Annotated in this window: 26 protein-coding genes; 1 reads left to right on the top strand and 25 read right to left on the bottom strand. The window is 69.7% G+C overall.

Translation table 11 applies throughout. The features are described from left to right. The 9 genes from ACWCRB_RS01725 to rpsB form a co-directional block, all read right to left on the bottom strand. Window positions 1–1,707 (bottom strand): ABC transporter permease, encoded by a 1,707-nt coding sequence (locus tag ACWCRB_RS01725; protein ID WP_450994095.1) that lies wholly within the window; start codon window positions 1,705–1,707, stop codon window positions 1–3. Further along, entirely contained in the window at window positions 1,683–2,765 is a 1,083-nt protein-coding gene (locus ACWCRB_RS01720) for a thiamine ABC transporter substrate-binding protein (protein WP_450994094.1), read from the bottom strand. The genes ACWCRB_RS01725 and ACWCRB_RS01720 overlap by 25 nt, the downstream gene beginning before the upstream one ends. A gap of 268 nt (window positions 2,766–3,033) precedes the next feature. Next, window positions 3,034–4,140 carry a 23S rRNA (adenine(2503)-C(2))-methyltransferase RlmN gene (gene rlmN, locus ACWCRB_RS01715; protein WP_235474542.1) on the bottom strand — a complete coding sequence of 369 codons (1,107 nt, stop codon included), beginning with the start codon at window positions 4,138–4,140 and terminating at the stop codon, window positions 3,034–3,036. Window positions 4,141–4,240: 100 nt separating this feature from the next. Then, window positions 4,241–4,912 carry a hypothetical protein gene (locus tag ACWCRB_RS01710; protein WP_450994093.1) on the bottom strand — a complete coding sequence of 224 codons (672 nt, stop codon included), beginning with the start codon at window positions 4,910–4,912 and terminating at the stop codon, window positions 4,241–4,243. A gap of 149 nt (window positions 4,913–5,061) precedes the next feature. Then, complete coding sequence (locus tag ACWCRB_RS01705; RefSeq protein ID WP_450994092.1) at window positions 5,062–6,189, bottom strand: phosphatidate cytidylyltransferase; 1,128 nt, start codon at window positions 6,187–6,189, stop codon at window positions 5,062–5,064. Beyond that, entirely contained in the window at window positions 6,189–6,746 is a 558-nt protein-coding gene (gene frr / locus ACWCRB_RS01700; protein WP_053739750.1) for a ribosome recycling factor, read from the bottom strand. Before frr ends, ACWCRB_RS01705 begins: the two co-directional genes overlap by 1 nt. Window positions 6,747–6,899: 153 nt before the next feature. Further along, window positions 6,900–7,658 carry a UMP kinase gene (pyrH, locus tag ACWCRB_RS01695; protein WP_235474545.1) on the bottom strand — a complete coding sequence of 253 codons (759 nt, stop codon included), beginning with the start codon at window positions 7,656–7,658 and terminating at the stop codon, window positions 6,900–6,902. Between the two features lie 203 nt (window positions 7,659–7,861). Next, a complete protein-coding gene (gene tsf, locus ACWCRB_RS01690; protein ID WP_235474546.1) occupies window positions 7,862–8,698 on the bottom strand; it encodes a translation elongation factor Ts in 837 nt (278 codons plus the stop codon). Window positions 8,699–8,796: 98 nt separating this feature from the next. Beyond that, complete coding sequence (gene rpsB, locus ACWCRB_RS01685) at window positions 8,797–9,729, bottom strand: 30S ribosomal protein S2 (RefSeq protein WP_369033221.1); 933 nt, start codon at window positions 9,727–9,729, stop codon at window positions 8,797–8,799. 272 nt (window positions 9,730–10,001) lie between these two features. Between rpsB and ACWCRB_RS01680 the strand changes: the two genes are divergently transcribed. Continuing rightward, window positions 10,002–10,574, top strand: coding sequence for a M23 family metallopeptidase (locus ACWCRB_RS01680; RefSeq protein ID WP_450994091.1), 573 nt, complete (start codon window positions 10,002–10,004; stop codon window positions 10,572–10,574). 120 nt (window positions 10,575–10,694) lie between these two features. Here ACWCRB_RS01680 and ACWCRB_RS01675 read toward each other — a convergent pair whose 3' ends face one another. From ACWCRB_RS01675 to rpsP, 16 genes are all read right to left on the bottom strand, one after another. Next, entirely contained in the window at window positions 10,695–11,252 is a 558-nt protein-coding gene (locus tag ACWCRB_RS01675; protein ID WP_450994200.1) for a TetR/AcrR family transcriptional regulator, read from the bottom strand. 61 nt (window positions 11,253–11,313) lie between these two features. After that, window positions 11,314–12,156: an RNA polymerase sigma factor WhiG gene (whiG, locus tag ACWCRB_RS01670; RefSeq protein WP_235474549.1), complete on the bottom strand. Its 843-nt coding sequence runs from the start codon at window positions 12,154–12,156 to the stop codon at window positions 11,314–11,316. A 322-nt stretch (window positions 12,157–12,478) separates the two neighbouring features. Beyond that, the gene (gene dprA / locus ACWCRB_RS01665) at window positions 12,479–13,660 is read right to left on the bottom strand and encodes a DNA-processing protein DprA (protein ID WP_450994090.1); all 1,182 of its coding nucleotides are present in this window, start codon (window positions 13,658–13,660) and stop codon (window positions 12,479–12,481) included. Continuing rightward, the gene (locus tag ACWCRB_RS01660; protein ID WP_450994089.1) at window positions 13,657–15,282 is read right to left on the bottom strand and encodes a YifB family Mg chelatase-like AAA ATPase; all 1,626 of its coding nucleotides are present in this window, start codon (window positions 15,280–15,282) and stop codon (window positions 13,657–13,659) included. The genes dprA and ACWCRB_RS01660 overlap by 4 nt, the downstream gene beginning before the upstream one ends. After that, a complete protein-coding gene (locus tag ACWCRB_RS01655; protein WP_450994088.1) occupies window positions 15,282–15,677 on the bottom strand; it encodes a YraN family protein in 396 nt (131 codons plus the stop codon). Before ACWCRB_RS01655 ends, ACWCRB_RS01660 begins: the two co-directional genes overlap by 1 nt. A gap of 108 nt (window positions 15,678–15,785) precedes the next feature. Further along, window positions 15,786–16,094, bottom strand: a complete 309-nt coding sequence (locus ACWCRB_RS01650; protein WP_003965949.1) for a DUF2469 domain-containing protein — start codon at window positions 16,092–16,094, stop codon at window positions 15,786–15,788. Window positions 16,095–16,149: 55 nt separating this feature from the next. Further along, a complete protein-coding gene (locus tag ACWCRB_RS01645) occupies window positions 16,150–16,680 on the bottom strand; it encodes an NUDIX hydrolase (RefSeq protein ID WP_369035487.1) in 531 nt (176 codons plus the stop codon). Then, window positions 16,670–17,419 (bottom strand): signal peptidase I, encoded by a 750-nt coding sequence (gene lepB, locus ACWCRB_RS01640; protein ID WP_450994087.1) that lies wholly within the window; start codon window positions 17,417–17,419, stop codon window positions 16,670–16,672. The genes ACWCRB_RS01645 and lepB (ACWCRB_RS01640) overlap by 11 nt, the downstream gene beginning before the upstream one ends. Before the next feature lie 37 nt (window positions 17,420–17,456). Next, entirely contained in the window at window positions 17,457–18,485 is a 1,029-nt protein-coding gene (gene lepB / locus ACWCRB_RS01635) for a signal peptidase I (RefSeq protein WP_450994086.1), read from the bottom strand. After that, the gene (lepB, locus tag ACWCRB_RS01630; RefSeq protein WP_450994085.1) at window positions 18,376–19,458 is read right to left on the bottom strand and encodes a signal peptidase I; all 1,083 of its coding nucleotides are present in this window, start codon (window positions 19,456–19,458) and stop codon (window positions 18,376–18,378) included. The genes lepB (ACWCRB_RS01635) and lepB (ACWCRB_RS01630) overlap by 110 nt, the downstream gene beginning before the upstream one ends. Beyond that, window positions 19,451–20,167: a signal peptidase I gene (gene lepB, locus ACWCRB_RS01625; RefSeq protein ID WP_450994084.1), complete on the bottom strand. Its 717-nt coding sequence runs from the start codon at window positions 20,165–20,167 to the stop codon at window positions 19,451–19,453. The genes lepB (ACWCRB_RS01630) and lepB (ACWCRB_RS01625) overlap by 8 nt, the downstream gene beginning before the upstream one ends. 60 nt (window positions 20,168–20,227) lie before the next feature. Next, window positions 20,228–20,578, bottom strand: a complete 351-nt coding sequence (rplS, locus tag ACWCRB_RS01620) for a 50S ribosomal protein L19 (RefSeq protein ID WP_235474558.1) — start codon at window positions 20,576–20,578, stop codon at window positions 20,228–20,230. Window positions 20,579–20,711: 133 nt separating this feature from the next. After that, the gene (gene trmD, locus ACWCRB_RS01615; protein WP_450994083.1) at window positions 20,712–21,533 is read right to left on the bottom strand and encodes a tRNA (guanosine(37)-N1)-methyltransferase TrmD; all 822 of its coding nucleotides are present in this window, start codon (window positions 21,531–21,533) and stop codon (window positions 20,712–20,714) included. Further along, window positions 21,533–22,096, bottom strand: a complete 564-nt coding sequence (rimM, locus tag ACWCRB_RS01610) for a ribosome maturation factor RimM (protein ID WP_450994082.1) — start codon at window positions 22,094–22,096, stop codon at window positions 21,533–21,535. The genes trmD and rimM overlap by 1 nt, the downstream gene beginning before the upstream one ends. A 106-nt stretch (window positions 22,097–22,202) precedes the next feature. Continuing rightward, a complete protein-coding gene (locus tag ACWCRB_RS01605) occupies window positions 22,203–22,442 on the bottom strand; it encodes an RNA-binding protein (RefSeq protein WP_006373563.1) in 240 nt (79 codons plus the stop codon). 2 nt (window positions 22,443–22,444) lie between these two features. Continuing rightward, a complete protein-coding gene (rpsP, locus tag ACWCRB_RS01600; RefSeq protein WP_235474561.1) occupies window positions 22,445–22,864 on the bottom strand; it encodes a 30S ribosomal protein S16 in 420 nt (139 codons plus the stop codon). Window positions 22,865–22,958: the final 94 nt, after the last annotated feature.

Below are 22,958 nucleotides of genomic sequence, written 5' to 3'. Positions count from 1 at the left end.
TTAGAACTCCCCCGTCCGGTCGGTCCGCAGCCGCTCCAGCACCAACAGGGCCACCGCGCACACCACCATCAAGATCGTCGAAAGGGCCATCGCCTGGCCGTAGTTGAGGTCACCCGGACGACCCAGCAGCCGGGCCACGGCGACCGGCAGGGTCGGATTGTCGGGCCGCGCGATGAACACGGTCGCCCCGAACTCGCCCAGCGACACCGCGAACGCGAACCCGGCCGCGACCAGCAGCGCCCGCCGTACGATCGGCAGATCGACCTCGCGCCAGACCCGCCAGGGCGAGGCCCCGAGGACGGCCGCCGCCTCCCTGAGCCGCCCGTCCACGGCCCGCAGCACCGGCAGCATGGTCCGCACCACGAACGGCACCCCGACCAGCGCCTGAGCGAGCGGTACGAGGATCCAGCTGCTGCGCAGATCGAGCGGCGGCTCGTCGAGCGCGATGAGGAACCCGAACCCGACGGTCACCGCCGACACCCCGAGCGGCAGCATCAACAGCGCGTCGAACCCCCGTACGAGCCGCCCGGCATCGCGCCGGGTGAGCGCCACGGCGGCCAGCGACCCCACCACGACGGCGATACCGGTGGCGGCGAGGGCGTACTGGAGCGAGTTCCCGATGGCGGCGATCGGCGCGACGAGAAAGATCCCGGAGTCGTCGCTGGTGAGCGCTCTGTAGTACCCGAAGCCGAACCCACCGGGCGTATCGAACGACCGCTGCACAAGAACACCGAGCGGCAGCACGAGCAGCAGGGCGATGCTCACCAGCACCCCACCCAGCAGTGCCCACTGCCCCCGTCCACGCGGCCGACGCGAGGTGGTCTCAGGCGCCACGAGCCGCAGCGCGCTCTCCCGCCGCCGTACCGTCCCGGCGTGCACGGCGAGGATCGCGCCCACGGCCACGAACTGGACGATCGTCAGGACAGCGGCCGTACCGAGGTCGAAGATCTCGGAGGTCTGCCGGTAGATCTCCACTTCGAGGGTGGCGAAGGTCGGTCCGCCGAGGATCTGCACCACCCCGAAGGAGGTGAAGGTGAAGAGGAAGACCATGAGCGCGGCGGCGGCGACGGCGGGCGCGAGGGCGGGCAGGGTGACCTGCCGCCAGGCCGCGAACCGCGAGGCACCGAGCACTCGCGCGGCCTCCTCCTGCCTGGGGTCGAGCTGCGCCCAGAGCCCGCCGACGGTCCGCACCACGACGGCGTAGTTGAAGAAGACGTGCGCGAGCAGGATCGCCCACACGGTGGTGTCCAGTCGTACGCCCCACAGCTCGTCGAGCAGCCCGCCGCGCCCGACCAGCGCCAGGAACGCCGTACCGACGACGACGGTCGGCAGCACGAACGGCACGGTCACCACGGCCCGCAGAATCTGCTTGCCCCTGAAATCGAAGCGCGCGAAGACGTATGCGCCGGGGAGCGCGATCAGCAGCGTGAGCGCGGTGGACGCGAGCGCCTGCCAGGCGGTGAACCAGAGAACACGCCGGATACCGGAGTCCCCCAGCACGTCCCCGATCTGCCCGAACCGCCAGACCCCGTCGATGTGCAGGCCGCGCGCGACGATGGCGGCGACGGGATAGGCGAAGAAGAGCGCGAAGAAGACGACGGGCAGCACGAGCAGGGCGCCGCGCAGAGCGACACCCTTCCCGCGCCCGACCGCCGGACCTGCCTCGGGACCCGCATCCGGGGTTACTTCAGTACGAGCGATGTCCACGACTTGACCCACTGGTCACGGTGTTCGGCGATCTTCGCGGGGGCCATGGTCTCGGGGTCCTTGGCCTGCGGCCCGTACTCGGTGAACTCGGCGGGCACCTGGGCGCCCTCCCGCACGGGATACACGAACATGTTGAGCGGCATGTCCTCCTGGAAGGTCTTGCCGACGAGGAAGTCGAGCAGCGCCTTGCCGCCCTCGCTGTTCCTGGCGTTGCTGAGCAGCCCGGCGTACTCGACCTGCCGGAAGCAGGTGCCGGTCGCGACCCCGGTCGGGGCGGTGGTCGGCTTCGGGTCGGCGAAGATCACCTCGGCGGGCGGCGAGGAGGCGTACGAGACGACGAGCGGCCGGTCGCCCTTGGCCTTCTTGCCGCCGGCCGACCCGGAGAACTCCTCGTTGTAGGCCTGCTCCCACCCGTCGACGACCTTCACGCCGTTGGCCTGGAGCTTCTTCCAGTAGCCGGTCCAGCCGTCGTCGCCGTACTTGGCGGCGCTGCCGAGCAGGAAGCCGAGCCCGGGCGAGGAGGTGGAGGCGTTCTCGGTGACGAGGAGATCCTTGTAGGCGGGCTTGATCAGATCGTCGAAGGACTCGGGCGGGGTCAGCTTGTGCCCGCTGAACCAGGCCTTGTCGTAGTTGACGCAGATGTCCCCGGTGTCGATCGGCGTGACCCGGTGCTTGTCCTCGTCGGCCCGGTACGCGGGCAGGATCGCGTCGGCGTCCTTCACCTCGTACGACTGGAAGAGCCCGTTGTCGAGCGCGCGGGAGAGCAGGGTGTTGTCGACGCCGAAGAAGACATCGCCCTGCGGGTTGTCCTTGGTCAGGATCGCCTTGTTGACGGCCTGCCCGGCGTCGCCGTCCTTGAGGACCTTGACGGTGTACCCGGACTGCTTCTCGAAGGCGGCGAGAACGTCCTTCGACACGGCCCACGAGTCATGGCTGACGAGGGTGACGGTCTTGGACTCCGCCGCCGAACCGCTGCCGCCGTCCTCGGACCCGCACGCGGACAGCGTGACGAGCCCCAGCCCGACGGCGATGGCCGCGACCTGCTTGGTGATGCTCACGGGATTCACTGGATTTTCCTCCTGGGATGACCAGGAAGAGACGCGGCCCTGCCCGGGTCCTCATGGAGGGTTCCCGGGCAGGGCGCAACAGCTTGAGTGATGACCGAACTTCCTACCCAGAATGACCTGGGCGAGGTTCAGAGGGTCTGCGGTCTGTCCCGCACTCTCAGCGCTGTGGCGCTCCCCTGTCGGAATATGAAGATATGTAGGTACGACGTAAGAGTACCGCTCGGTGGCCGCGAGCTACCGCCCGGTGGCCGGCCGCAGGCTATCGCTCGGTGGCCGCGAGCTGGCCGCACGCCCCGTCGATCTCCTGCCCCCGGGTGTCCCGAACGGTCACGGGCACCCCGTGGGCGGCGATCGCCTCGACGAACGCCTTCTCGTCCTCGGGCCGCGAGGCGGTCCACTTGGACCCCGGAGTCGGGTTCAGCGGGATCAGGTTGACATGCACGGGCTTGCCCCGGAGCAGCCGCCCGAGGCGGTCACCGCGCCAGGCCTGGTCATTGATGTCCCGGATCAGCGCGTACTCGATGGACAGCCGACGCCCCGACTTGGCCGCGTACTCCCACCCGGCGTCGAGGACCTCGCGGACCTTCCACCGGGTGTTGACGGGTACGAGGGTGTCGCGCAGTTCGTCGTCGGGGGCGTGCAGGGAGATGGCGAGCCGGCACTTGAAGCCCTCGTCGGAGAACCGGTTGATGGCCGGCACCAGCCCGACGGTCGAGACGGTGATCCCCCGCTGCGACAGCCCGAGCCCGTCCGGCTCGGGGTCGGTCAGCGCACGGATGGCACCGACGACGCGCTTGTAGTTGGCAAGGGGCTCACCCATGCCCATGAAAACGATGTTGGACAGCCGCGCCGGTCCACCGGGAATCTCCCCGTCCCGAAGCGCACGCATGCCATCAACAATCTGGTGCACGATCTCGGCGGTGGACAGATTCCGGTCAAGACCCGCCTGCCCGGTCGCGCAGAACGGGCAGTTCATCCCGCACCCCGCCTGCGAGCTGATGCACATGGTCACCCGGTCCGGGTACCGCATGAGCACCGACTCGACGAGCGTCCCGTCGACCATCCGCCACAGTGTCTTGCGGGTGGTCTCCTGGTCGGTCGACAGATGCCGGACGACCGTCATCAGCTCCGGAAGCAGCGCCTCCTGGAGCTTGGTGCGCGAGGCGGCCGGGATGTCCGTCCACTCGGCCGGGTCGTGCGCGAACCGCGCGAAGTAGTGCTGCGAGAGCTGCTTGGCACGAAACGGCTTCTCACCGATCGCGGCAACGGCCTCTTTGCGCTCGGCGGGCGTGAGATCGGCAAGATGCCGCGGCGGCTTCTGGGCTCCGCGCGGGGCGACGAATGTGAGTTCTCCGGGCTTAGGCATGGCTGTACCAGTGTCGCAGACATCCGGACAGCCCCTTGCCGCCCTGTGGACAACATCCGAAGCATGCACAAAAGGCCAGCTCAGCAGAGCTGAGACGCACTCACCGAGGCGCCGCCGCCATCGCCCCCCGCAGCTCCGCCACCTCTCGCTCCAGCTCGCGGTAGTGGTCGCTGACCTTGCGTCGGGCCGTCGGTACGACGTGGCCGCCGTCCAGTTCGGTCAGTCGGGTGGCCAGGGTGGTGAGGGCCGTCTGCCAGGCGTGCCAGCCGTCGGCGCCCTCGGCGGCGGCCAGCTCGTCCTGGGCGGCACGCAGGGCCTCGTGGGCCCCCTCGCGCAGCGGGACCAGGTCGGCGCGCAGCCGCTCGGTGCGTTCGCGGAGGTAGGCCAGGGACTCGCCGACCCCGGCGAACGTCTCCCCCAGCTCGGTCATCGACCCGGTGTGCTCCCGGAGCGCCGCCAGCCAGGGAGCGGCCACCTCGACGCCGTGCTCGGCCGCCTCGACGGTTGCCGTACGGATCTCCTGGTACTGCCGGGACACGCCGTCCAGGTCGGCGAAGACAGTCACCGCGCCGAGCGTCTGCTCCCGGATGGTGTCCGAGGGCACCCCGTCGCCACGGTCGAGCAGCGCTTCGAGCCGCGCCAGCTCGCCCCGCATCTCCCGGCTCAGCTCCAGCAGCGCCTGATGAGCAGCGTCTGCCGCCTCGACCGGGCCGGTGACAGCTGCCAGCCCTTCGGCCTGCCGCTCGCGTCTGGCACGACTACGCCCCCACATGCACGCCACCCCTTCCGGACACATCGACCACACCGAAGTCGATCTTAGGTTCGAAAGGGGTGGTTTCAGACCGACTTAGGTGTTTCACAGGAAACCCGGACCGTACTGGAACATTCCGACCGCTCTCAGCACCGCCGTCGCCCCCGCCCTCAGCCCACGAAGGCGACGAACAGCAGCCACACCACGGGAGCCGTGGGCAGCAACGAGTCCAGCCGGTCCATGATCCCGCCGTGGCCCGGCAGCAGCGTGCCCATGTCCTTGATGCCCAGGTCCCGCTTGATCATGGACTCGCCGAGGTCGCCGAGCGTGGCGCTGACCGCGACCGCGAGGCCGAGCAGCAGGCCCTGCCACCAGGTGCCGTCGTCGATCGCGAGCTCCATCAGCAGCGCGCCCGCCACCATCGCGAAGACGACCGCCCCCAGCATGCCCTCGCGGGTCTTGCCGGGGCTGATGCGCGGGGCGAGCTTGTGCTTGCCGAAGCGCCAGCCGATCGCGTAGGCCCCGGTGTCGCTGACCACGGTCAGCAGCAGGAACGTCATGACGCGCTGCGCACCGTCGTCGGCGGTGAGCATCATCGCGACGAACGTGGCCAGGAACGGGACGTAGAAGGCCGCGAAGACGCCCGCCGTGACGTCCTTGAGGTAGCCCTCCGGTGGTTCCGTCATACGCCAGACCAGGACCGCGAGCGCGGTGAGCGCCATCGCGACCCACGCGCCCTCGGCACCCCGGACGTATCCGGAGACGACCATCGCGGCCCCGCCGAGCGCGAGCGGCACCAGCGGTGCCTTGATGCCCTTGCGCTCCTGGAGCCGGGACGTCAGCTCCCACAGGCCCACCACGACGGCGACGACTATCACGCCGACGAAGACGGCCTTGACGACGAACAGCGACGCGAGGATCACCGCACCGAGCCCGATGGCGACCCCTATGGCCGCGCCCAGGTCCCGGCCCGCGCTCTTCTTCTGCGGGGCGGGGGCGGGCTGGGCGGCGTCGTCGGGCGTGGGCATGGAATCCGGCTTCTGCGGCACCGTCCCGTGGGGCTGCGCCTGTGGCGTCTCGTCGCGGAACAAGGGGCCGCCCGGCCGAGCGGCCCCCCGGTCGTCATCCTGGTCCCCGCCATGTGCGGGTACGTCGGGCACGATGGGCATGGGGCGAGTCTGCTGCGCGTGGTGCGCATCGTACGCGGGACCCGCCGGGGCAGCCCCCTGGACAGGCCCCCCGTCGGACGGCCCCCAGTACCCGGCGTGTGGCGGCGCTCCCCAGGAAGAGTCGTTCATCAGACTTCGAGAAGCTCCGCTTCCTTGTGCTTGAGAAGCTCGTCCACCTGTGCGACGTACTTCGCGGTGGTGTCGTCGAGCTCCTTCTCCGCGCGGCGGCCCTCGTCCTCGCCGACCTCGCCGTCCTTGACGAACTTGTCGATGGCGTCCTTGGCCTTGCGGCGGATGGACCGGATCGAGATCTTGGAGTCCTCGGCCTTGGTCCGGGCGACCTTGATGTAGTCCTTGCGTCGCTCCTGGGTGAGTTCGGGGAACACCACGCGGATGATGTTTCCGTCGTTGCTCGGGTTGACGCCGAGGTCGGAGTCGCGGATCGCCTGCTCGATGTTGCGCAGCGCGCTCTTGTCGAACGGGGTCACCACGGCCATGCGCGGTTCGGGCACGGAGAACGAGGCCAGCTGGTTGATCGGCGTCAGCGCGCCGTAGTAGTCGGCCACGATCTTGTTGAACATCGCCGGGTGCGCACGACCGGTGCGGATCGCGGCGAAGTCCTCCTTGGCGACCACGACGGCCTTCTCCATCTTCTCCTCGGCCTCGAGGAGGGTCTCTTCGATCACCACTTGCTCCTGCGTGTCTTGAGTAGGCCCGGCTGCTGTTCGGTCAGGGTCGGCGGCCGGCTGCGTCGCGTCTTCTTCCTGCACGGTTCCCGACCGGCAGGCCATTGTCCATCCCCCGCTCAGGGTCCGTCCCCGGGCAGGGCTGATCCCTGGTCAGTCCCGGCTGCCCTGTTCACCGACGAGAGTGCCGATCTTCTCACCCTTGACGGCTCGCGCGATATTGCCCTCGGTCAGAAGCTCGAAGACGAGGATCGGGAGCTTGTTGTCACGGCACAGCGTGATCGCGGTCATGTCGGCGACCTTGAGGTCCCGGGTGATGACCTCGCCGTAGCCGAGCGAGTCGAACTTGACGGCTTCGGGGTTGGTCTTCGGGTCGGAGTCGTAGACCCCGTCCACGCCGTTCTTGCCCATCAGCAGCGCCTCGGCGTCGATCTCCAGGGCGCGCTGTGCGGCGGTCGTGTCGGTGGAGAAGTACGGCATGCCCATACCGGCGCCGAAGATGACCACACGGCCCTTCTCCAGGTGCCGTACGGCGCGCAGCGGGATGTACGGCTCGGCGACCTGTCCCATGGTGATGGCGGTCTGGACCCGGCTGTCGATGCCCTCCTTCTCCAGGAAGTCCTGGAGGGCGAGGCAGTTCATGACGGTGCCGAGCATGCCCATGTAGTCCGAACGGGCCCGGTCCATACCGCGCTGCTGGAGTTCCGCGCCGCGAAAGAAGTTGCCGCCGCCGATGACGACGGCGATCTGCGAGCCGTCGCGCACGACGGCCGCGATCTCGCGGGCAATCTTGTGCACCACGTCAGGGTCGACGCCCAGGCCCCCGCCACCGGAGAAGGCCTCTCCGGACAGCTTCAGCATGAACCGGCCGCGTACCTTGCCGTCTTCGCTCTTCTGGGCCTTGGTGGTCATGGAGAATCTCGCCTCTTCACGTGTCACACATACGAAGAAGGCCACTGCCGGTGGGGTGTCGATCGCATCCCATGCTCGGCAATGGCCTCCTCGTCAGATCTGCTGTCGTCCGCCACGCGCGCGTGCGTGACGGCGTACGCGCGTGACTGCCGTCGACCCTATAGGCATGCCTACGTGGGCCGCGCGTCGATCGCGGTACGGACTCAGATGCCGACCTTGATGCGCGTGAAGCGCTTCAGGGTGACACCGGCCTCGTCCAGGACCTTCTGGACGGACTTCTTGTTGTCCAGGGCGTACGGCTGGCCGAGCAGCGTGGCGTCCTTGAAGAAGCCGTTGACGCGACCCTCGACGATCTTCGGCAGGGCGGCCTCGGGCTTGCCCTCGGCGCGGGTGGTCTCCTCGGCGACACGGCGCTCGGTCTCGACGACCTCGGCCGGCACGTCCTCCTTGGAGAGGTACTTCGGCGCGAAGGCGGCGATGTGCTGGGCGATGCCCTTGGCGACGTCGGCGTTGGGCTTGTCCAGCTCGACGAGGACACCGATCTGCGGGGGCAGGTCGGGCATCGTGCGGTGCATGTACGCCAGCACGAAACCGTCCGCGTACTGCGCGAAGCGGTCCAGGACGATCTTCTCGCCCAGGTTGGCGTTGGCCTCGTCGACGTACGCCTGAACCGTCTTGCCGGCCTCGATCTCGGAGGCGAGCAGCGCCTCCAGGTCGGCCGGGGAGGTCTTGGCGACGTGCTCGGCGAGCGCGTTGGCAGCGGCCTGGAACTTCTCGCCCTTGGCGACGAAGTCCGTCTCGCACTTCAGCTCGACGAGGACACCGGAGGTGTTGTCGTCGGCGATCAGGGAGACGACGGCGCCGTTCTCGGCGGACCGGCCCTCGCGCTTGGCGACGCCCTTCTGGCCCTTGATGCGCAGGGCCTCTACGGCCTTGTCGACATCGCCCTCGGCCTCGTCCAGCGCCTTCTTGCAGTCCATCATGCCGGCGCCGGTGAGCTCACGGAGCTTCTTGACGTCGGCGGCGGTGTAGTTCGCCATGATTCTCGGAGTCTCTCTCGAAGTCTGAAAGATCTACGGATCGAAGGCGGGGGCCCGATGGAGGTGCCCCCGCCGTCAACAACCCGAAGGGGTGAGGGTCAGGCCTGCTCGGCGTCCGCGGCCGGAGCCTCGGCGACGGGAGCCTCGACGGGGGCCTCAGCGGCGACCTCGGCCTCGGCGGCGGCCTCGACCGGAGCCTCGGCGGGGGCCTCAGCGGCAGCGGCCTCGGCGGCGGGCGCCTCGGCGTCGTCAGCCTTCTTCTCGCCCTCGAGGAGGTCGCGCTCCCACTCGGCGAGGGGCTCGGCGACGGCCTTCTCGCCCTTGTCACCAGTGTTGACGCCGGAACGGGAGATGAGGCCCTCGGCGACAGCGTCGGCGATCACGCGGGTGAGCAGGGTGACGGAGCGGATCGCGTCGTCGTTGCCCGGGATCTTGTAGTCGACCTCGTCGGGGTCGCAGTTGGTGTCGAGGATCGCGACGACCGGAATGTTGAGCTTCCGGGCCTCACCAACGGCGATGTGCTCCTTCTTGGTGTCCACGATCCAGACGGCGCTGGGCACCTTCTGCATCTCGCGGATACCACCGAGGGTCTTCTCCAGCTTGGCCTTCTCGCGCGAGAGCACGAGAAGCTCCTTCTTGGTCAGACCGGACGCGGCGACGTCCTCGAAGTCGATCTGCTCGAGCTCCTTGAGGCGCTGCAGACGCTTGTAGACGGTCGAGAAGTTGGTGAGCATGCCGCCCAGCCAGCGCTGGTTGACGTAGGGCATGCCGACGCGGGTCGCCTGCTCGGCGATCGCCTCCTGCGCCTGCTTCTTCGTGCCGACGAACATGACCGTGCCGCCGTGGGCGACGGTCTCCTTGACGAACTCGTAGGCGCGGTCGATGTACGACAGCGACTGGAGCAGGTCGATGATGTAGATGCCGTTGCGCTCCGTGAAGATGAACCGCTTCATCTTCGGGTTCCAACGACGGGTCTGGTGACCGAAGTGGACGCCGCTTTCCAGCAGCTCCCGCATCGTGACGACGGCCATGGCCGTTCTCCTTGTGTTTCTCGGTTGTGCCGCGGGTACCGGCCGGCACCCGCGCCTGACGCCCGATTTGCGCCTTGCCGCGAGGGACCGAGAGGCGCTGACACCGACTCCATACGGGGCCTGATGTCGGGGCGTGCGAAGTCGACCCGGTGACCCGGATCGCCAAAGGAAGTGTACGGGACCCGCGAGGCCCCGGGTGACGCCGTTGTCCACAACCGGTCAGTACTCCACAGCCCCGCACGAACCACCGTGAATCGCGCCAGCCTCCTCCCATGCGAGCGAACCGAGGAGCGTGCTGGACCGTGGGCCTGCTACTGACACTGACGACATCGACGGCACAGGGAGCGGCCGATCCCGACCCCCTCGCACCGGAGCCCCCGCCCACCCCCACGATCGCCCGGTCCTGGCCCGTGGGCACCCGCCCCCTGGTCCTACGGGCCTGGGAGCCACCCCCGACGCCCTACGCGAGGGGCCACCGAGGCGTGGACCTGGCGGCAACGACGGGCACCCCGGTCCGGGCGGTGGCCCCGGGCCGAGTGCACTTCGCGGGCCGGGTGGCGGGCCGAGGAGTCGTCTCGGTGGAACTCACGGGCACAGGCACTCCGCCCCTACGGACAACGTACGAGCCGGTGACGGCAGCGCTGAAGAAGGGAGCGGAGGTAAAGGCGGGCGAGATGGTAGGGACCGTGGAACCAGGAGGCACCCACTGCCCGACGACGTGCGTGCACTGGGGCTTACTCAGAGGCGACACATACCTGGACCCGCTCACACTGCTGCCCTCGTGGCTCCTACGCAGGGGCCCGTCCCGCCTACTACCGGTACAGGGCGTACCGCTGCCCCCATAGCCGCGCACGCAGCCTGCGGGCATGCGTGCCGCCAGGGGAGGCTCCCGTCCCACAGAGAGCGGCACCCCGCAAGCGCCGGGCTGCGCGACACCAACCTCCGACACCAGCCCACACCCCGTCTCAGCCCCGCACACCCCGCAGAGCCATCCCCACAGCCGCATCCGTAATCACCACGGGATCCTCAGCAACCCCGAACTCGATCCGCCGCACGGCAGCGTCGACAACCCCCTGCAACAACATCGCAGCCAGCCGAGGCTCCGCATGCCCGATGTCCCGCAACGCCTCGACCACCATCGCGACCAGCCCACCGTGCGCGGCCCGGATCTTCTCCCGGGCCCCCGCATCCAGCTCACTCGCCGAGATCGCCACAACAGCCCGGTGCCGCCGGTCCCCCACCAGCGCGAGCTGCCGACGCACATACGCCTCGACCTTGCCCTCGGGCCCCTCCGCCGCGGCCATAGCCGCCTCGACCTCGGCCGCCCAGACCGGGAAGTCGACCTCGCACAGCTCCTCGACGACGGCCGCCCGCGACCGGAAGTACTCGTAGACGGACGACCGCGCGAGCCCCGTCCGCTCGGCCAGGGCCGGGAAGGTCAGCGCCTCCGTCCCGCCCTCGGACAGCAGGGACCTCGCCGCGTCCAGCAGGGCGGCTCGCTGCATCGACCGGTGCTCGGCCACGGAGGCCGCTCGAATCCTTGGCACGTCAACCACTGTACGGACGGACGGCCCCGGAGGGGAGTCAGCGCCCGAAGCTCGCCAGTTTCGCGCGCAGTTGCAGGACCGACTTGGTGTGGATCTGACTGACCCTGCTCTCGGTCACGCCCAGTACGTTGCCGATCTCGGCGAGGGTGAGCCCCTCGTAGTAGTACAGGGTCACGACGGTCTTCTCCCGGTCGGGCAGTGTGTTGATCGCCCGCGCCAGGAACCGCCGCAGCTCCCGCCCCTCGGCCACCTCGACCGGGTTGTCGGCGGCGGTGTCCTCCAGGGTGTCCATGAGGCTCAGCCGGTCGCCGCCCTCGCCCCCGGCGTGCAGCAGCTCCTCCAGCGCGACCACGTTGGCCAGCGACAACTGGCTGAACACGGCGTGGAGTTCGTCGACGGCGATGCCCATCTCGGCGGCCACCTCACCCTCCGACGGCGTCCGCCGCAGCCGCGCCTCCAGCGTCGCGTACGCCCGCTCCACGTTGCGCGCCTTCTGCCGTACGGACCGCGGAATCCAGTCCAGCGCCCGCAGTTCGTCGATCATCGCGCCCCGGATGCGCGTGATCGCGTACGTCTCGAACTTGATCTCCCGCTCGATGTCGAACTTCTCGATCGCGTCGATCAGCCCGAACACCCCGGAGGAGACGAAGTCCGCCTGTTCGACATTGGGCGGCAGCCCGACGCTCACCCGGCCGGCGACGTACTTCACGAGCGGCGAGTAGTGCAGGATCAGCTGCTCGCGCAGCCGCTCGTCGCCCGTCGTCTTGTACGAACGCCACAGCTCGTCGAGCGTCGAAGGAGCGGGCGGGCGCCCGCTACCGCCGTCGCGGGCGGCCGGTGGGGCCGCCGCCCGGTCGGACCCGGAGGTGTGCTGGGGCATACGTCGCCTAGTGCCGTTCTGCCGTGAACCGGTGGTGTCTGGATGTGTGCCCGGTCGGGCCGTCGGTCTGATGCGGTCTGATGTCGAATTACCCGTCTGGTCGAATTGCCTGCCCGACTGCCGGTCTGAGCCGGAATCCACGTGAGCGTAGCGTGACTGGGGCGTCGCAGTGTGCGAGGTCGGGGGGACGGGGTGTGCACAGATACGTTCCGCTGGACGCCCTCCAGGGTCATGGTCGTCGCCCTGTGTGACCATCGGTGCGGACCAACTGCGGGAAACGGCAAGGGCGTCGGGCATCCCCCGGACGGCCGAACACGCTCGGTCAGCACTGGCCCCGCCCGGACCGGACGGAGATCATCGCCTCGCGTGTCAACTTCCAGCCGTCGTCGTGTCGTTCGACGTAACCAAGTGATCGGAGCTCGTACAGCCTGGCGACCGCGTCGTCCTTGGCCGTCGACGCGCCCCGCGCGATGTCGTCCACCGTCGCCGTCCCGCGTGCGGGCAGCGCGGCCAGGACGCGTTCCGCCGCCGGTTCCAGCAGGTCGCGCGGGAGCACCGGCCCGCGCCGGTCCGGCGCCAGCTCACCCATGTCCCCGACCAGCTCGGCGACTTCCGCGGCGTCGGTGACCAGCATCGCGTCCCCGCGCAGGAGTTCGTGCACACCCGCGGAGAGCCCGCTGGTGGCGGGTCCCGGCACCCCTATCGTGAACCGCCCCAGCCGCTGCGCCGCCCGCGCGGTGACGAGCGAGCCGCTGCGGTACGCGGCCTCGACGACCACGGTCCCCCGGGTGAGGGCCGCGATCACCCGGTTCCGCTGCACGAACCGGCTCGGCGTCGGATGGTCACCGGGCGGCAACTCACCCACCACCAGCCCCTGTTCGGCGATCCTGGTGATCAACTGGGTGTGCCCGCGCGGGTAGGGCCGGTCGACCCCGCAAGCCAGTACGGCGACGGTGGCCCCGCCCGCACCGAGCGCGCCCCGGTGCGCGGCCCCGTCGACCCCGTACGCCCCGCCCGACACCACCACCCACCCCCGCTCCGCGAGCCCGGCGGCGAGCGTTGCCGCCATATGCGCGCCGTACTCGGTGCACGCCCGGGCGCCCACCACGGCGACGGACCGCAGCGCCCACATCCGCAGACTGGGCCGCCCACGCACCCACAGCCCCGTGGGCCGCGCGTCCCCCAGATCGTCGAGCTGGGCCGGCCACTCGGGCCCGCCGGGCCACACGAACCGCACCCCGGCCGCCCGCGCGACGGCGAGATCCCGCTCGGGCTCGGCCTGTGCCGCCCGAGCGCACAGCCCCGCCCACCGGGTCCCGGTGACCCCGGTCAGCATGGGCCCGCCGTCCCGCAGCCGCCGCGCCACCTCCACGGCCCCGCACTCCCGGATCCACCGCCCGGCGACCTCGTCGCCGGGCTCGACAACCCGCGTGAGAAAGACCCGGGCAACCCCTTCCGCCCCCAACGGACTCCCCACCTCACCGCCGACCGCGTCCCCCGTCACGTCAACGCCCCAATGGCCATGGGCACCCCTCGCGGCACCCCCGTACGCAGCTGCAGCGCCAGGGCGACGTCCGTCGCGTCGGGGCGGTCGTGGCCGACGAGGTCCGCGACGGTCCAGGCGACCCGCAGGACGCGGTCGATGCCGCGCGCGGTGAGCATGCCCCGTTCCAGGTTCCGCTCGGCCTCCTCCATCGCGCCGGGCACGGCATGCCAACGGCTGCGCAGCTCCCGTCCCGGCACCTCGCTGTTGGTCAGCCACGGGGTGCCCACGAGCCGCGCCGTCGCCCGCTCCCGGGCAGCCCGGACCCGTTCGCGGACCGTCGCCGTGGACTCGCCCCGCGCCCCGCACTCGGTGAGCTGGGAGCGCGTGACCCGGTCCACCTCGACCCGCAGGTCGACCCGGTCGAGCAGGGGTCCGGAGAGCCGGGCCTGGTAGCGCCGGATGACGGAGGGCGGGCACTCGCAGAGGGTGTCCCGCTGTGAGAAGCGGCCGCACGGGCAGGGATTCGCCGCCAGGATCATCAGGAACCGGGCCGGGAACCGTACGACCCCCGCGCTCCGCGCGATCACCACGTGCCCGGCCTCCAGGGGCTGGCGCAGGGCATCGAGCGCCTGGCTGCCGAATTCTGGGGTTTCGTCCAGAAAAAGTACGCCTCGATGAGCGAGCGACACCGCTCCGGGCCGTGCGACGCCCTGTCCGCCGCCGACGAGGGCCTGCATGGTGGCCGAGTGGTGCGGGGCGCAGTAGGGCGCCGTGTCGATCAGGGGCTTGCCCGGTGGCAGCAGGCCCGCGACCGAGTGGACCGCGGTGACCTCCAGCGACTCCTCCCGGGTGAGCCGGGGCAGGACGGCGGGCAGTCGCTCGGCGAGCATCGTCTTGCCCGCTCCTGGTGGCCCTTCGAGGAAGACGTGGTGGCCGCCGGCCGCGGCCACCTCCATGGCCGTGCGCGCCGAGTGCTGGCCCACCACGTCGGCCAGGTCGTGGCCGTTGTCGTACTGGGCGGCACCCATGCTGTGCATGCCCGTGGCCGCCCCGGTGCCCGGCATCCGCAGGCCCGCCATGAGCGGGTCGGGGCGGCCGTGCTCGTCCGGTTCCTCGTCGGGTACAGGCTCGTCGGTGAGGACGGCGATCAGCTGCCGCAGACTGCGTACACCGAGCACCGACACCCCGGGGACCAGCGCGGCCTCGGCGGCGGCACACTCCGGGACGACGACCTGTTCGTAGCCCGAGTCGGCCGCCGCCAGCACCGCCGGCAGGATGCCCCGGACGGGCCGCACCCGGCCGTCGAGGCCCAGCTCGCCGATCATCACGATGTCGGCGAGGACCCGGGGATCGATCCGCTCGGCGGCCCCGAGAACCGCTGCGGCAACAGCGAGATCGAACCCGCTGCCGCTCTTGGGCACGGACGCCGGGCTGAGCCCCACCGTGAGCTTCTTCTGCGGCCAGGCGGCCCCCGAGTTGACGACCGCCGCGCGGACCCTGTCCTTGCTCTCCGTCAGGCTCTTGTCGGGCAGTCCCACCAGGGTGAACGCGGCGACGCCGGGTTCGAGATCCGCCTGGACCTCGACGACCACGCCCTCGACACCCACCAGCGCCACCGAACACGTACGGGCGAATCCCATCACGCCACCCCCCGCGCGTGTTCCACCACGGGTGCGCCGCGCTCGGGCAGCAGAACGCCGACCAGGTCGATGCGGACGCCGCCGGGCGGTGCGCCCCCGTGTTCCTGGACCCAGCGTTCGGCGAGGCCTCGCAGCCGTTCGGCCTTGGCCGGGGTGACGGCCGCCATCGGGTGCTGGAAGGCACCCGCCGGTCCGGCCGACCGGCGGGTCTTGACCTCGCAGACGACGAGTGCGTCGCCGTCCCTGGCCACGATGTCGATCTCACCGGTGCGGCCGGCCCGCCAGTTGCGGTCCAGGACCGTCATCCCAGCCTCGGTCAGCCGCCGCGCGGCCAGTTCCTCGCCGTACCTGCCCAGTGCGCCGCGTTGTCCGTTGCGTGTGTTCACGTTGCTCATGTCGGCACCACCTCCGGCGCCAACAGTGAGGGCAGTTCAACGAGCTATTGGATCTTGGTGGACAAGCTCGGCGTTGTGGATAACTCCGTCACCCACATGAGTGAACTGTCAGCCGCCCGGCAGCTCCAGATCGCTCTTGTTGAGCTCCTCGATGTTCACGTCCTTGAACGTGAGCACCCGTACCTGCTTCACGAACCGGGCCGGCCGGTACATGTCCCACACCCAGGCGTCCGCCATGGACACCTCGAAGAAAACCTCACCCTGGACCGAGTGCACCTGCATCTCGTAGTCGTTGGTGAGGTAGAAGCGCCGTTCGGTCTCGATCACATATTTGAACAGACCGACGACATCGCGGTACTCCCGGTAGAGCTTCAGCTCCATCTCGGTCTCGTACTTTTCGAGGTCCTCGGCGCTCATGGCATGTTCCCCTTCAGCCGTGCGTCCCACCATTGTGCGCCAGTCACGCGAGCCTCTAGACGATTTCCGTGTCGAGGATCTCGGGACGGGCCGGGGGCCCTTCGTCGAGCAGCCTCCGCAGGAGCTCGGCGAGTCTGGTCGGATACACCGTCTCATGTGCCCGGGTCAGTTCCTGGCACGTCCACCAGCGCGCTCCGGCGACACTGCGCCGTTCCAGCTCCGTGAGCCCGGTGGCCCGGGTCTCCGTGCGGTCCGTACGGGCCAGGTAGTACCACTCGTCCTGGTCCCAGCGGCGCCCCGCGAACGGGAAGGAGCACGTGCGCCGCCACAGCACCGGACCGAGTTCGACGTCGGCCGCGGTGATGCCGGTCTCCTCCGCGAGTTCCCGCAGCGCAGCCTCCTCGCGGGTCTCGTCGCCCTCCAGACCACCGCCGGGAGTGAACCACCAGTCGTCGGCCGGATCGTCCGGCTCGTGTCCGTGCAGCAGCAGGATCCGGTCCTGCGGATCGAGAAGCACGACCCGGGACACCTTGCGCAGCCCGCCGACGTACGAGTCCTCGACACCGCCCACCGGCTCAGCGGGCACCGGCCGGCTCCGCCTCCCCGACAGGGCGCCGCCGCTTCGCCAGCAGCGTGGCGATCGGCCCGTAGGCACCGCCGCCCAGGACGAGCACCCCGCCCACCGCGACCGCGACGGTGAGCAGCCGCAGCGGCCCCGGCGAGGACAGGCCCCCCAGGGTCTCGAAGCCCGTGGGACGGGCCAGCATGCCGTTCATGGGCCACACCACGGCGTCGACACGGGCGGCCACCGAGCCGCGCGCCACCGTGCCGTTGAAGGCCTCGGTGAGGTGGGCCGTGGAGTCCAGCGAGCCGGTGCGCTCGTCCCCGAGCACGAACAGCCGCCCCTTGGGGACCGTGATCGACGGGATGCCCATCAGCTCCGCGGACTGGCCCTCGGGGATATAGGCCTCCTGGATCTGCTTGCCGTTGACGACCAGCTTCCCGTCCGTGCAGCAGGAGATCTTGTCCCCGCCCACGGCCACGACCCGCTTGACCAGGGGCACGTCGCCCCAGCTCTCCTGGGTGAAGACCACGACGTCACCGCGCTTGATCTCACCGCCGTCGATCCGCTGGGCCAGCACCCGGTCACCGGCCACGATGGTGGGTGACATGGAGTCGGTCGGCACGGTGTACGGCCGGTAGAGGATCGCGCCCCAGACGAAGCCGCCGAGGAAGAGCACACAGCCGAGGGCCACCGCCAGTCCCGACAGCTTGCTGCCGAGCCGTCCGTGGCCCTCGTCCGTACGCGTTGTCGTGCCGGTCATCCCAGTGGTCCCCCAGATCGGTGCCTGGGACGGCACCCTACCCGGCGGTACCCGACCCGGGAACACCGGAGTTTCCGGCGGTAACGGGAGGAGTCGTACGACCCGCCACGCGGCGCCTGCGCCACAGCACCAGCGGAACCGCGCCCGCGAGGCCCAGCGCGCCCGGAGCGGCGGCGCTCAGGTTCTGGTCGAACGTGTCGGGAATCGGCAGCGTGTCCCAGCGGGTGGGCGGCCAGGCGACCACGATCGCGCGGCCGACGACGTTGTCCACGGGGACGAAGCCCGCGTTCTTGTCCTCCTGGTGGTACCGGGAGTCCAGCGAGTTCTGCCGGTGGTCACCCATGACCCAGATTTTGCCCGTGGGTACCGTGACCTTGAACTGGCCACCCTGGTCGTCGACGCTGCACGGGGTGTTCCCCGCATACACGTACGGCTCGTCGAGCGCCTTGCCGTTGACCTTCAGCGGGCCCGTGCCGTTGCACTCGACGGTGTCCCCGCCGACGCCGATCACGCGCTTGATGAGGTCCTTCTCGTTGGCGGACGGCATCAGGCCGATCCAGCCGAGGACCCGCTGCACGGGGTTCGGTTCGACGGTCGGCTCGCCGGCCAGCCAGTCGGCGGGGTCGTGGAAGACGACGACCTCACCGCGCTCGGGCTCGGAGCCGAACCACGGTGTCAGCTTGTCGACCAGGACCCGGTCGCCCTGCTCCAGCGTGTGCTGCATGGAGTCCGAGGGGATGGAGAACGCCTGGACCAGGAAGGTCTTGATCAGCAGCGCGAGCACCAGCGCGATACCGATGAGCAGCGGCAACTCCTTCCAGAAGGAGCGCTGCTTCCTGGGCTTGTGGCCGGGTTCGCCGAGGTCCTCCGCCGTCTCGTCCCCGGAGTCCCCGGAGCCCCCTGCACCCGTCCCGGAGGACCCTGAGCCACTCCCGGAGAGCCCTGGGGTCCGGGGGTCACTCTCGGCGGGGCCGGCGTCCTCTGCGGCCGGTGGAACCGGCTCCGCGGGGCGCTGTTCCTCGGGACCGTCCTGTCCGGACCTTGCGCCGACCGCCAAATCCCCCACATCCACTCCTCACTCCGTGCCGCCGCCCGCGCCGGATGCGACGCAGGCCCACCACTCCCATAACGAGCGGGAGTTCCGCAGGGGTCGGGAGCGGGATCGATCCGTACCGATCCGCGGAAGCCACCCTATGCGACTGGCCGAGGGCGGTGGCCGACCCGCCCGGCACCGACGAGAACGTGTCCGGCTCCTCCAGACGGGTCCAGTGGCCGAAGGGCCAGGCGATGACCATGGCCCGGCCCACGACGGAGTTCAGGGAGACCGTGCCGCTGTACGCCTCGGTGCGGTGGTAGCGGGAGTCGGCGGAGTTGGACCGGTGGTCGCCCATCACCCACAGGCGCCCCTCGGGGACCTTCACCTCGAAGGTGATGGAGGACGGCTTGTTGTCGGGGTGGATGTAGGTCGTCTCTTCGAGCGGCATGCCGTTGACGGTCACGCGGCCCTGGGAGTCACAGCACTTGACGGTGTCGCCGCCGACCGCGACGACCCGCTTGATGAGGTCCTTCTCGTTGTCCGAGGGCAGCAGGCCGATGAAGGTGAGCGCCTGCTTGACCTGCTTGACGACGATGGGGTCCTCGCCCTGCTGGGCCGCCGGCTCGTCGTCGAGCCAGCCGCCGGGGTCCTTGAAGACGACGACGTCACCGCGCTGGGGCTCGGAGCCGAACCAGGGGGTGAACTTGTCCACGAGGACGCGGTCGCCGATCTGGATCGTGTTCTCCATCGAGCCCGACGGGATCACGAACGCCTGCACGAGAAACGTCTTCAGAACCAAGGCTATGAGGACCGCGACACCCACCAGGAGGGGTATCTCCTTGACGGCGGACCGCCGCCTGCGCCGCTTGACCTTCCGCTGGAGCTTGCGCCGCTCGGCCCGGCCGGGCCTCGCGGCGGCGCCGGCCGCCCGGCGGGAACCGGTGGGCAGCAGCTGCTCGGCGGGGCTGGTGGGCACACCGCGCGGCTTGCCGCGGTTACCCATGGACACCGTCCGCGGCGGGCACACGCGCGTAAGCGCCGGGTCGCTCCAGCCGGGTCCAGTGGTCGCTGGGCCAGGCGATCCAGTCCGCCCGGCCGATCACCCTGCCGACGGGGACCATGCCGCCGCCGGGTGAACCCAGGTGGTCCCGGGAGTCACTGGAGTCGCTGCGGTGATCCCCCATGACGAAGAGTCTGCCCTCGGGCACCACTACGTCGAAGGACACCGTGGACGGGCTGTCACCGGGGTAAAGGAATGTCGACTCGTCGACCGACCGGCCGTTCACCTCGATCCTCCCCTCCTTGTCGCAGCAGACCACGTGGTCTCTCCCCACACCCACAACGCGCTTGATGTAGTCGGCGTGCCCGAAGTAGCCGGTTCCGTCGAACACGACGACGTCACCTCGCCGCGGCTCGGCACCAAAACGGTACGCCAACTTATTTACGAGAACGCGGTCCCCGATCCTCAATCCGCTCTCCATCGAGCGGCTGGGAATTTCGAACGGCTGAATGACGAACCTGCTGAAGAGCAGCAGGAAAACCAGACAGACCAGCACGGTCAGGGTGATCCGCCCACCCGGGAGCCACTCAGCCGCCCGGGACACCAACGCGAAACGCGACCGGCCCTCCGGCCCCTCGGTGTCCGAGTTCTCCTCGGATCGAACGGGGTGGGAGGAGCGGTCGCGCTCCGTCGGCTGTGCTTCGGTGTCCATCGGGGCAGGATGTTATCCGGCCTCGATGTGAGCCCTCTTTACATCGGGCCCCGCGAAAGCTCAGTTGTCGCGCTTCTCCTTGATCTTCGCGGCCTTGCCGCGCAGCTCACGGAGGTAGTACAGCTTCGCGCGACGCACGTCACCGCGCGTGACCAGCTCGATCTTCTCGACGATCGGGGTGTGCACCGGGAAGGTGCGCTCCACGCCGACGGAGAACGAGACCTTGCGGACCGTGAAGGTCTCGCGGACACCGGCGCCCTGGCGGCGGATGACTACGCCCTTGAACTGCTGCACACGGGAGCGGTTGCCCTCGATGACGCGGACGTGGACGTTGACGGTGTCACCCGGGCGGAAGGCCGGGATGTCGTCGCGCAGCGACGCGGCGTCGACGGAGTCGAGCAGGTTGGACATTTCGTCTGCTTTCTTCGTTGATGCCACAGGTCATCAACGGGAGCTTGGTTTTCGAAAGGATGCTGTCCGTGCCGGGGCGGGCGTCGTGTCCCCCCGTGGCAGGGGCGCACGCCGGACGACGCACAACAGCGACCTATTCTTCCACGCCCTCTGGCCTGCGCCAAAATCGGCCGTCGGCCGAAGGCGCCCACCCCATGATGGAGAGCGTCTCGCGGTCCTTCTTGTCGAAGGCGGACGCGTCGGTCTGCTCGATCAGGTCGGGCCGGTTGGCCGCCGTACGACGCAGTGCCTCGTCCCGGCGCCAGCGCGCGATCTTCCCGTGGTGGCCGCTGAGCAGCACGTCCGGGATCTCCCGGCCGCGCCACTGGGGCGGCTTGGTGTAGACGGGCCCCTCAAGGAGGTTGGCCATGGCGCCCGGCGCGAAGGAGTCGTCCCGGTGCGACTCGGCGTTGCCGAGGACCCCGGGCAGCAGCCGCGCCACGGCCTCCGTGATCACGAGTACGGCCGCCTCGCCGCCGGCGAGCACATAGTCGCCGATGGACACCTCGTACACGGGCATCCGGGTCGCGTACTCGTCGATGACCCGCCGGTCGATGCCCTCGTACCGGGCGGGCGTGAAGACCAGCCACGGCCGCTCGGACAGCTCGACGGCGAGCGCCTGGTCGAAGGGACGGCCACTGGGCGTGGGCACGACCAGCGCGGGCGTCCCGGAGCCGGTCTCGTAGCCATCGGCCAGTACGTCGTCCAGGGCGTCGCCCCAGGGGTCGGTCTTCATGACCATGCCCGGGCCGCCGCCGTAGGGCGTGTCGTCGACCGTGTTGTGGCGGTCGTACGTCCAGTCCCGAAGATGATGCACGTGCACATTCAGCTGTCCACGCGCGCGTGCCTTGCCGACGAGCGAGACGTTCAGGGGTTCGAGGTACTCGGGGAAGATCGTGACGACGTCGAGGCGCATCAGGCGTCGGCTCCAGAAGAGCCTTCGTCATCCCGCGACGAAGCGATTTCCGCCTGGTCGTCGATCAACCCGGGGGGCGGGTCGATCACCGCCCGCTGCTCCTCCAGGTCGATCTCCAGCACGATCTCCTCGACGAACGGGATGTACACCTCGCTGCCGTCCGGGCGCTCCACGACGAACAGGTCCTGGGAGGGCAGGTGCGAGATCTCGGTGATACGTCCGATCTCGGTGCCGTCGGCCAGGACCACGTCCAGGTCCATCAGCTGGTGGTCGTAGTACTCGTCCTCGCCCTCGGGCAGTTCCTCGGGGTCGACGTCGGCGATCAGCAGGACGTTGCGCAGGGCCTCGGCGCCGGTCCGGTCGCGTACGCCCTCGAAACGCAGCAGGAGCCGGCCGCTGTGGACGCGGCCCGTCTCGATGGTCAGCGGACCCGCCGTGGCCGGGTCGGTGGCCAGGACGGCGCCGGGCGGGAGCCGCAGCTCCGGCTCGTCCGTACGTACCTCGACGGTGACCTCGCCCTTGATGCCGTGGGCGCGGCCCACGCGCGCGACTACGAGCTGCACTTTCTGGAATCTCCTGTCGTGTGCCTACGGCATTACTGCGTAGACGACTACGGGCCGGGGACGGCCCAAGTGGCCCTCCCCGGCCCGAGCCGGTGCTGCGTGATGATCAGCGAACCTGGTCCACGTCGACGAGGTCGACACGGACACCGCGCCCGCCGATGGCACCCACGACGGTTCGCAGGGCACGTGCGGTACGGCCGTTGCGGCCGATCACCTTGCCGAGGTCGTCGGGGTGGACCCTGACCTCCAGAACGCGCCCGCGACGCAGGTCGCGCGAGGCGACCTGCACTTCGTCGGGGTTGTCGACGATGCCCTTCACGAGGTGCTCAAGAGCCTCCTCGAGCATGCTCAGGCCTCGGTCGACGTGGACTCGGCCGCGGCCTCGTCCTTCTTCTCAGCCTTCTTCTTCTGAGTGATGGCCTCACCCTTGCCGTCGTTGTCGCCACCCAGGGCCTCGAACGACGGACGCGCGGCCTTCGGAGCGGCCACGAGCAGCGGAGCCGGGGCGGGCAGGCCCTTGAACTTCTGCCAGTCGCCGGTCAGCTTGAGGATGGCGAGAACCGGCTCGGTCGGCTGCGCGCCGACACCCAGCCAGTACTGCGCGCGGTCGGTGTCGACCTCGATGCGCGAGGGGTTCTGCACCGGGTGGTACAGGCCGATCTCCTCGATGGCCCGGCCGTCACGGCGGGTACGGGAGTCGGCGACGACGATGCGGTAGTGAGGCGAACGGATCTTGCCCAGACGCTTCAGCTTGATCTTGACTGCCACGGGAGTGGATTCTCCTGGATTTGACGTGGTTGGGCACGGCGAGATTGCCGCGTGGGGTTGCGGTACCCGAGTGCCCGATGGACGCGTCAGCCGG

This window comes from Streptomyces sp. NPDC002156, assembly GCF_053593675.1.
Note: the sequence above shows the minus strand (reverse complement) of the source record. Positions and strands in the feature narration are given on the sequence as shown.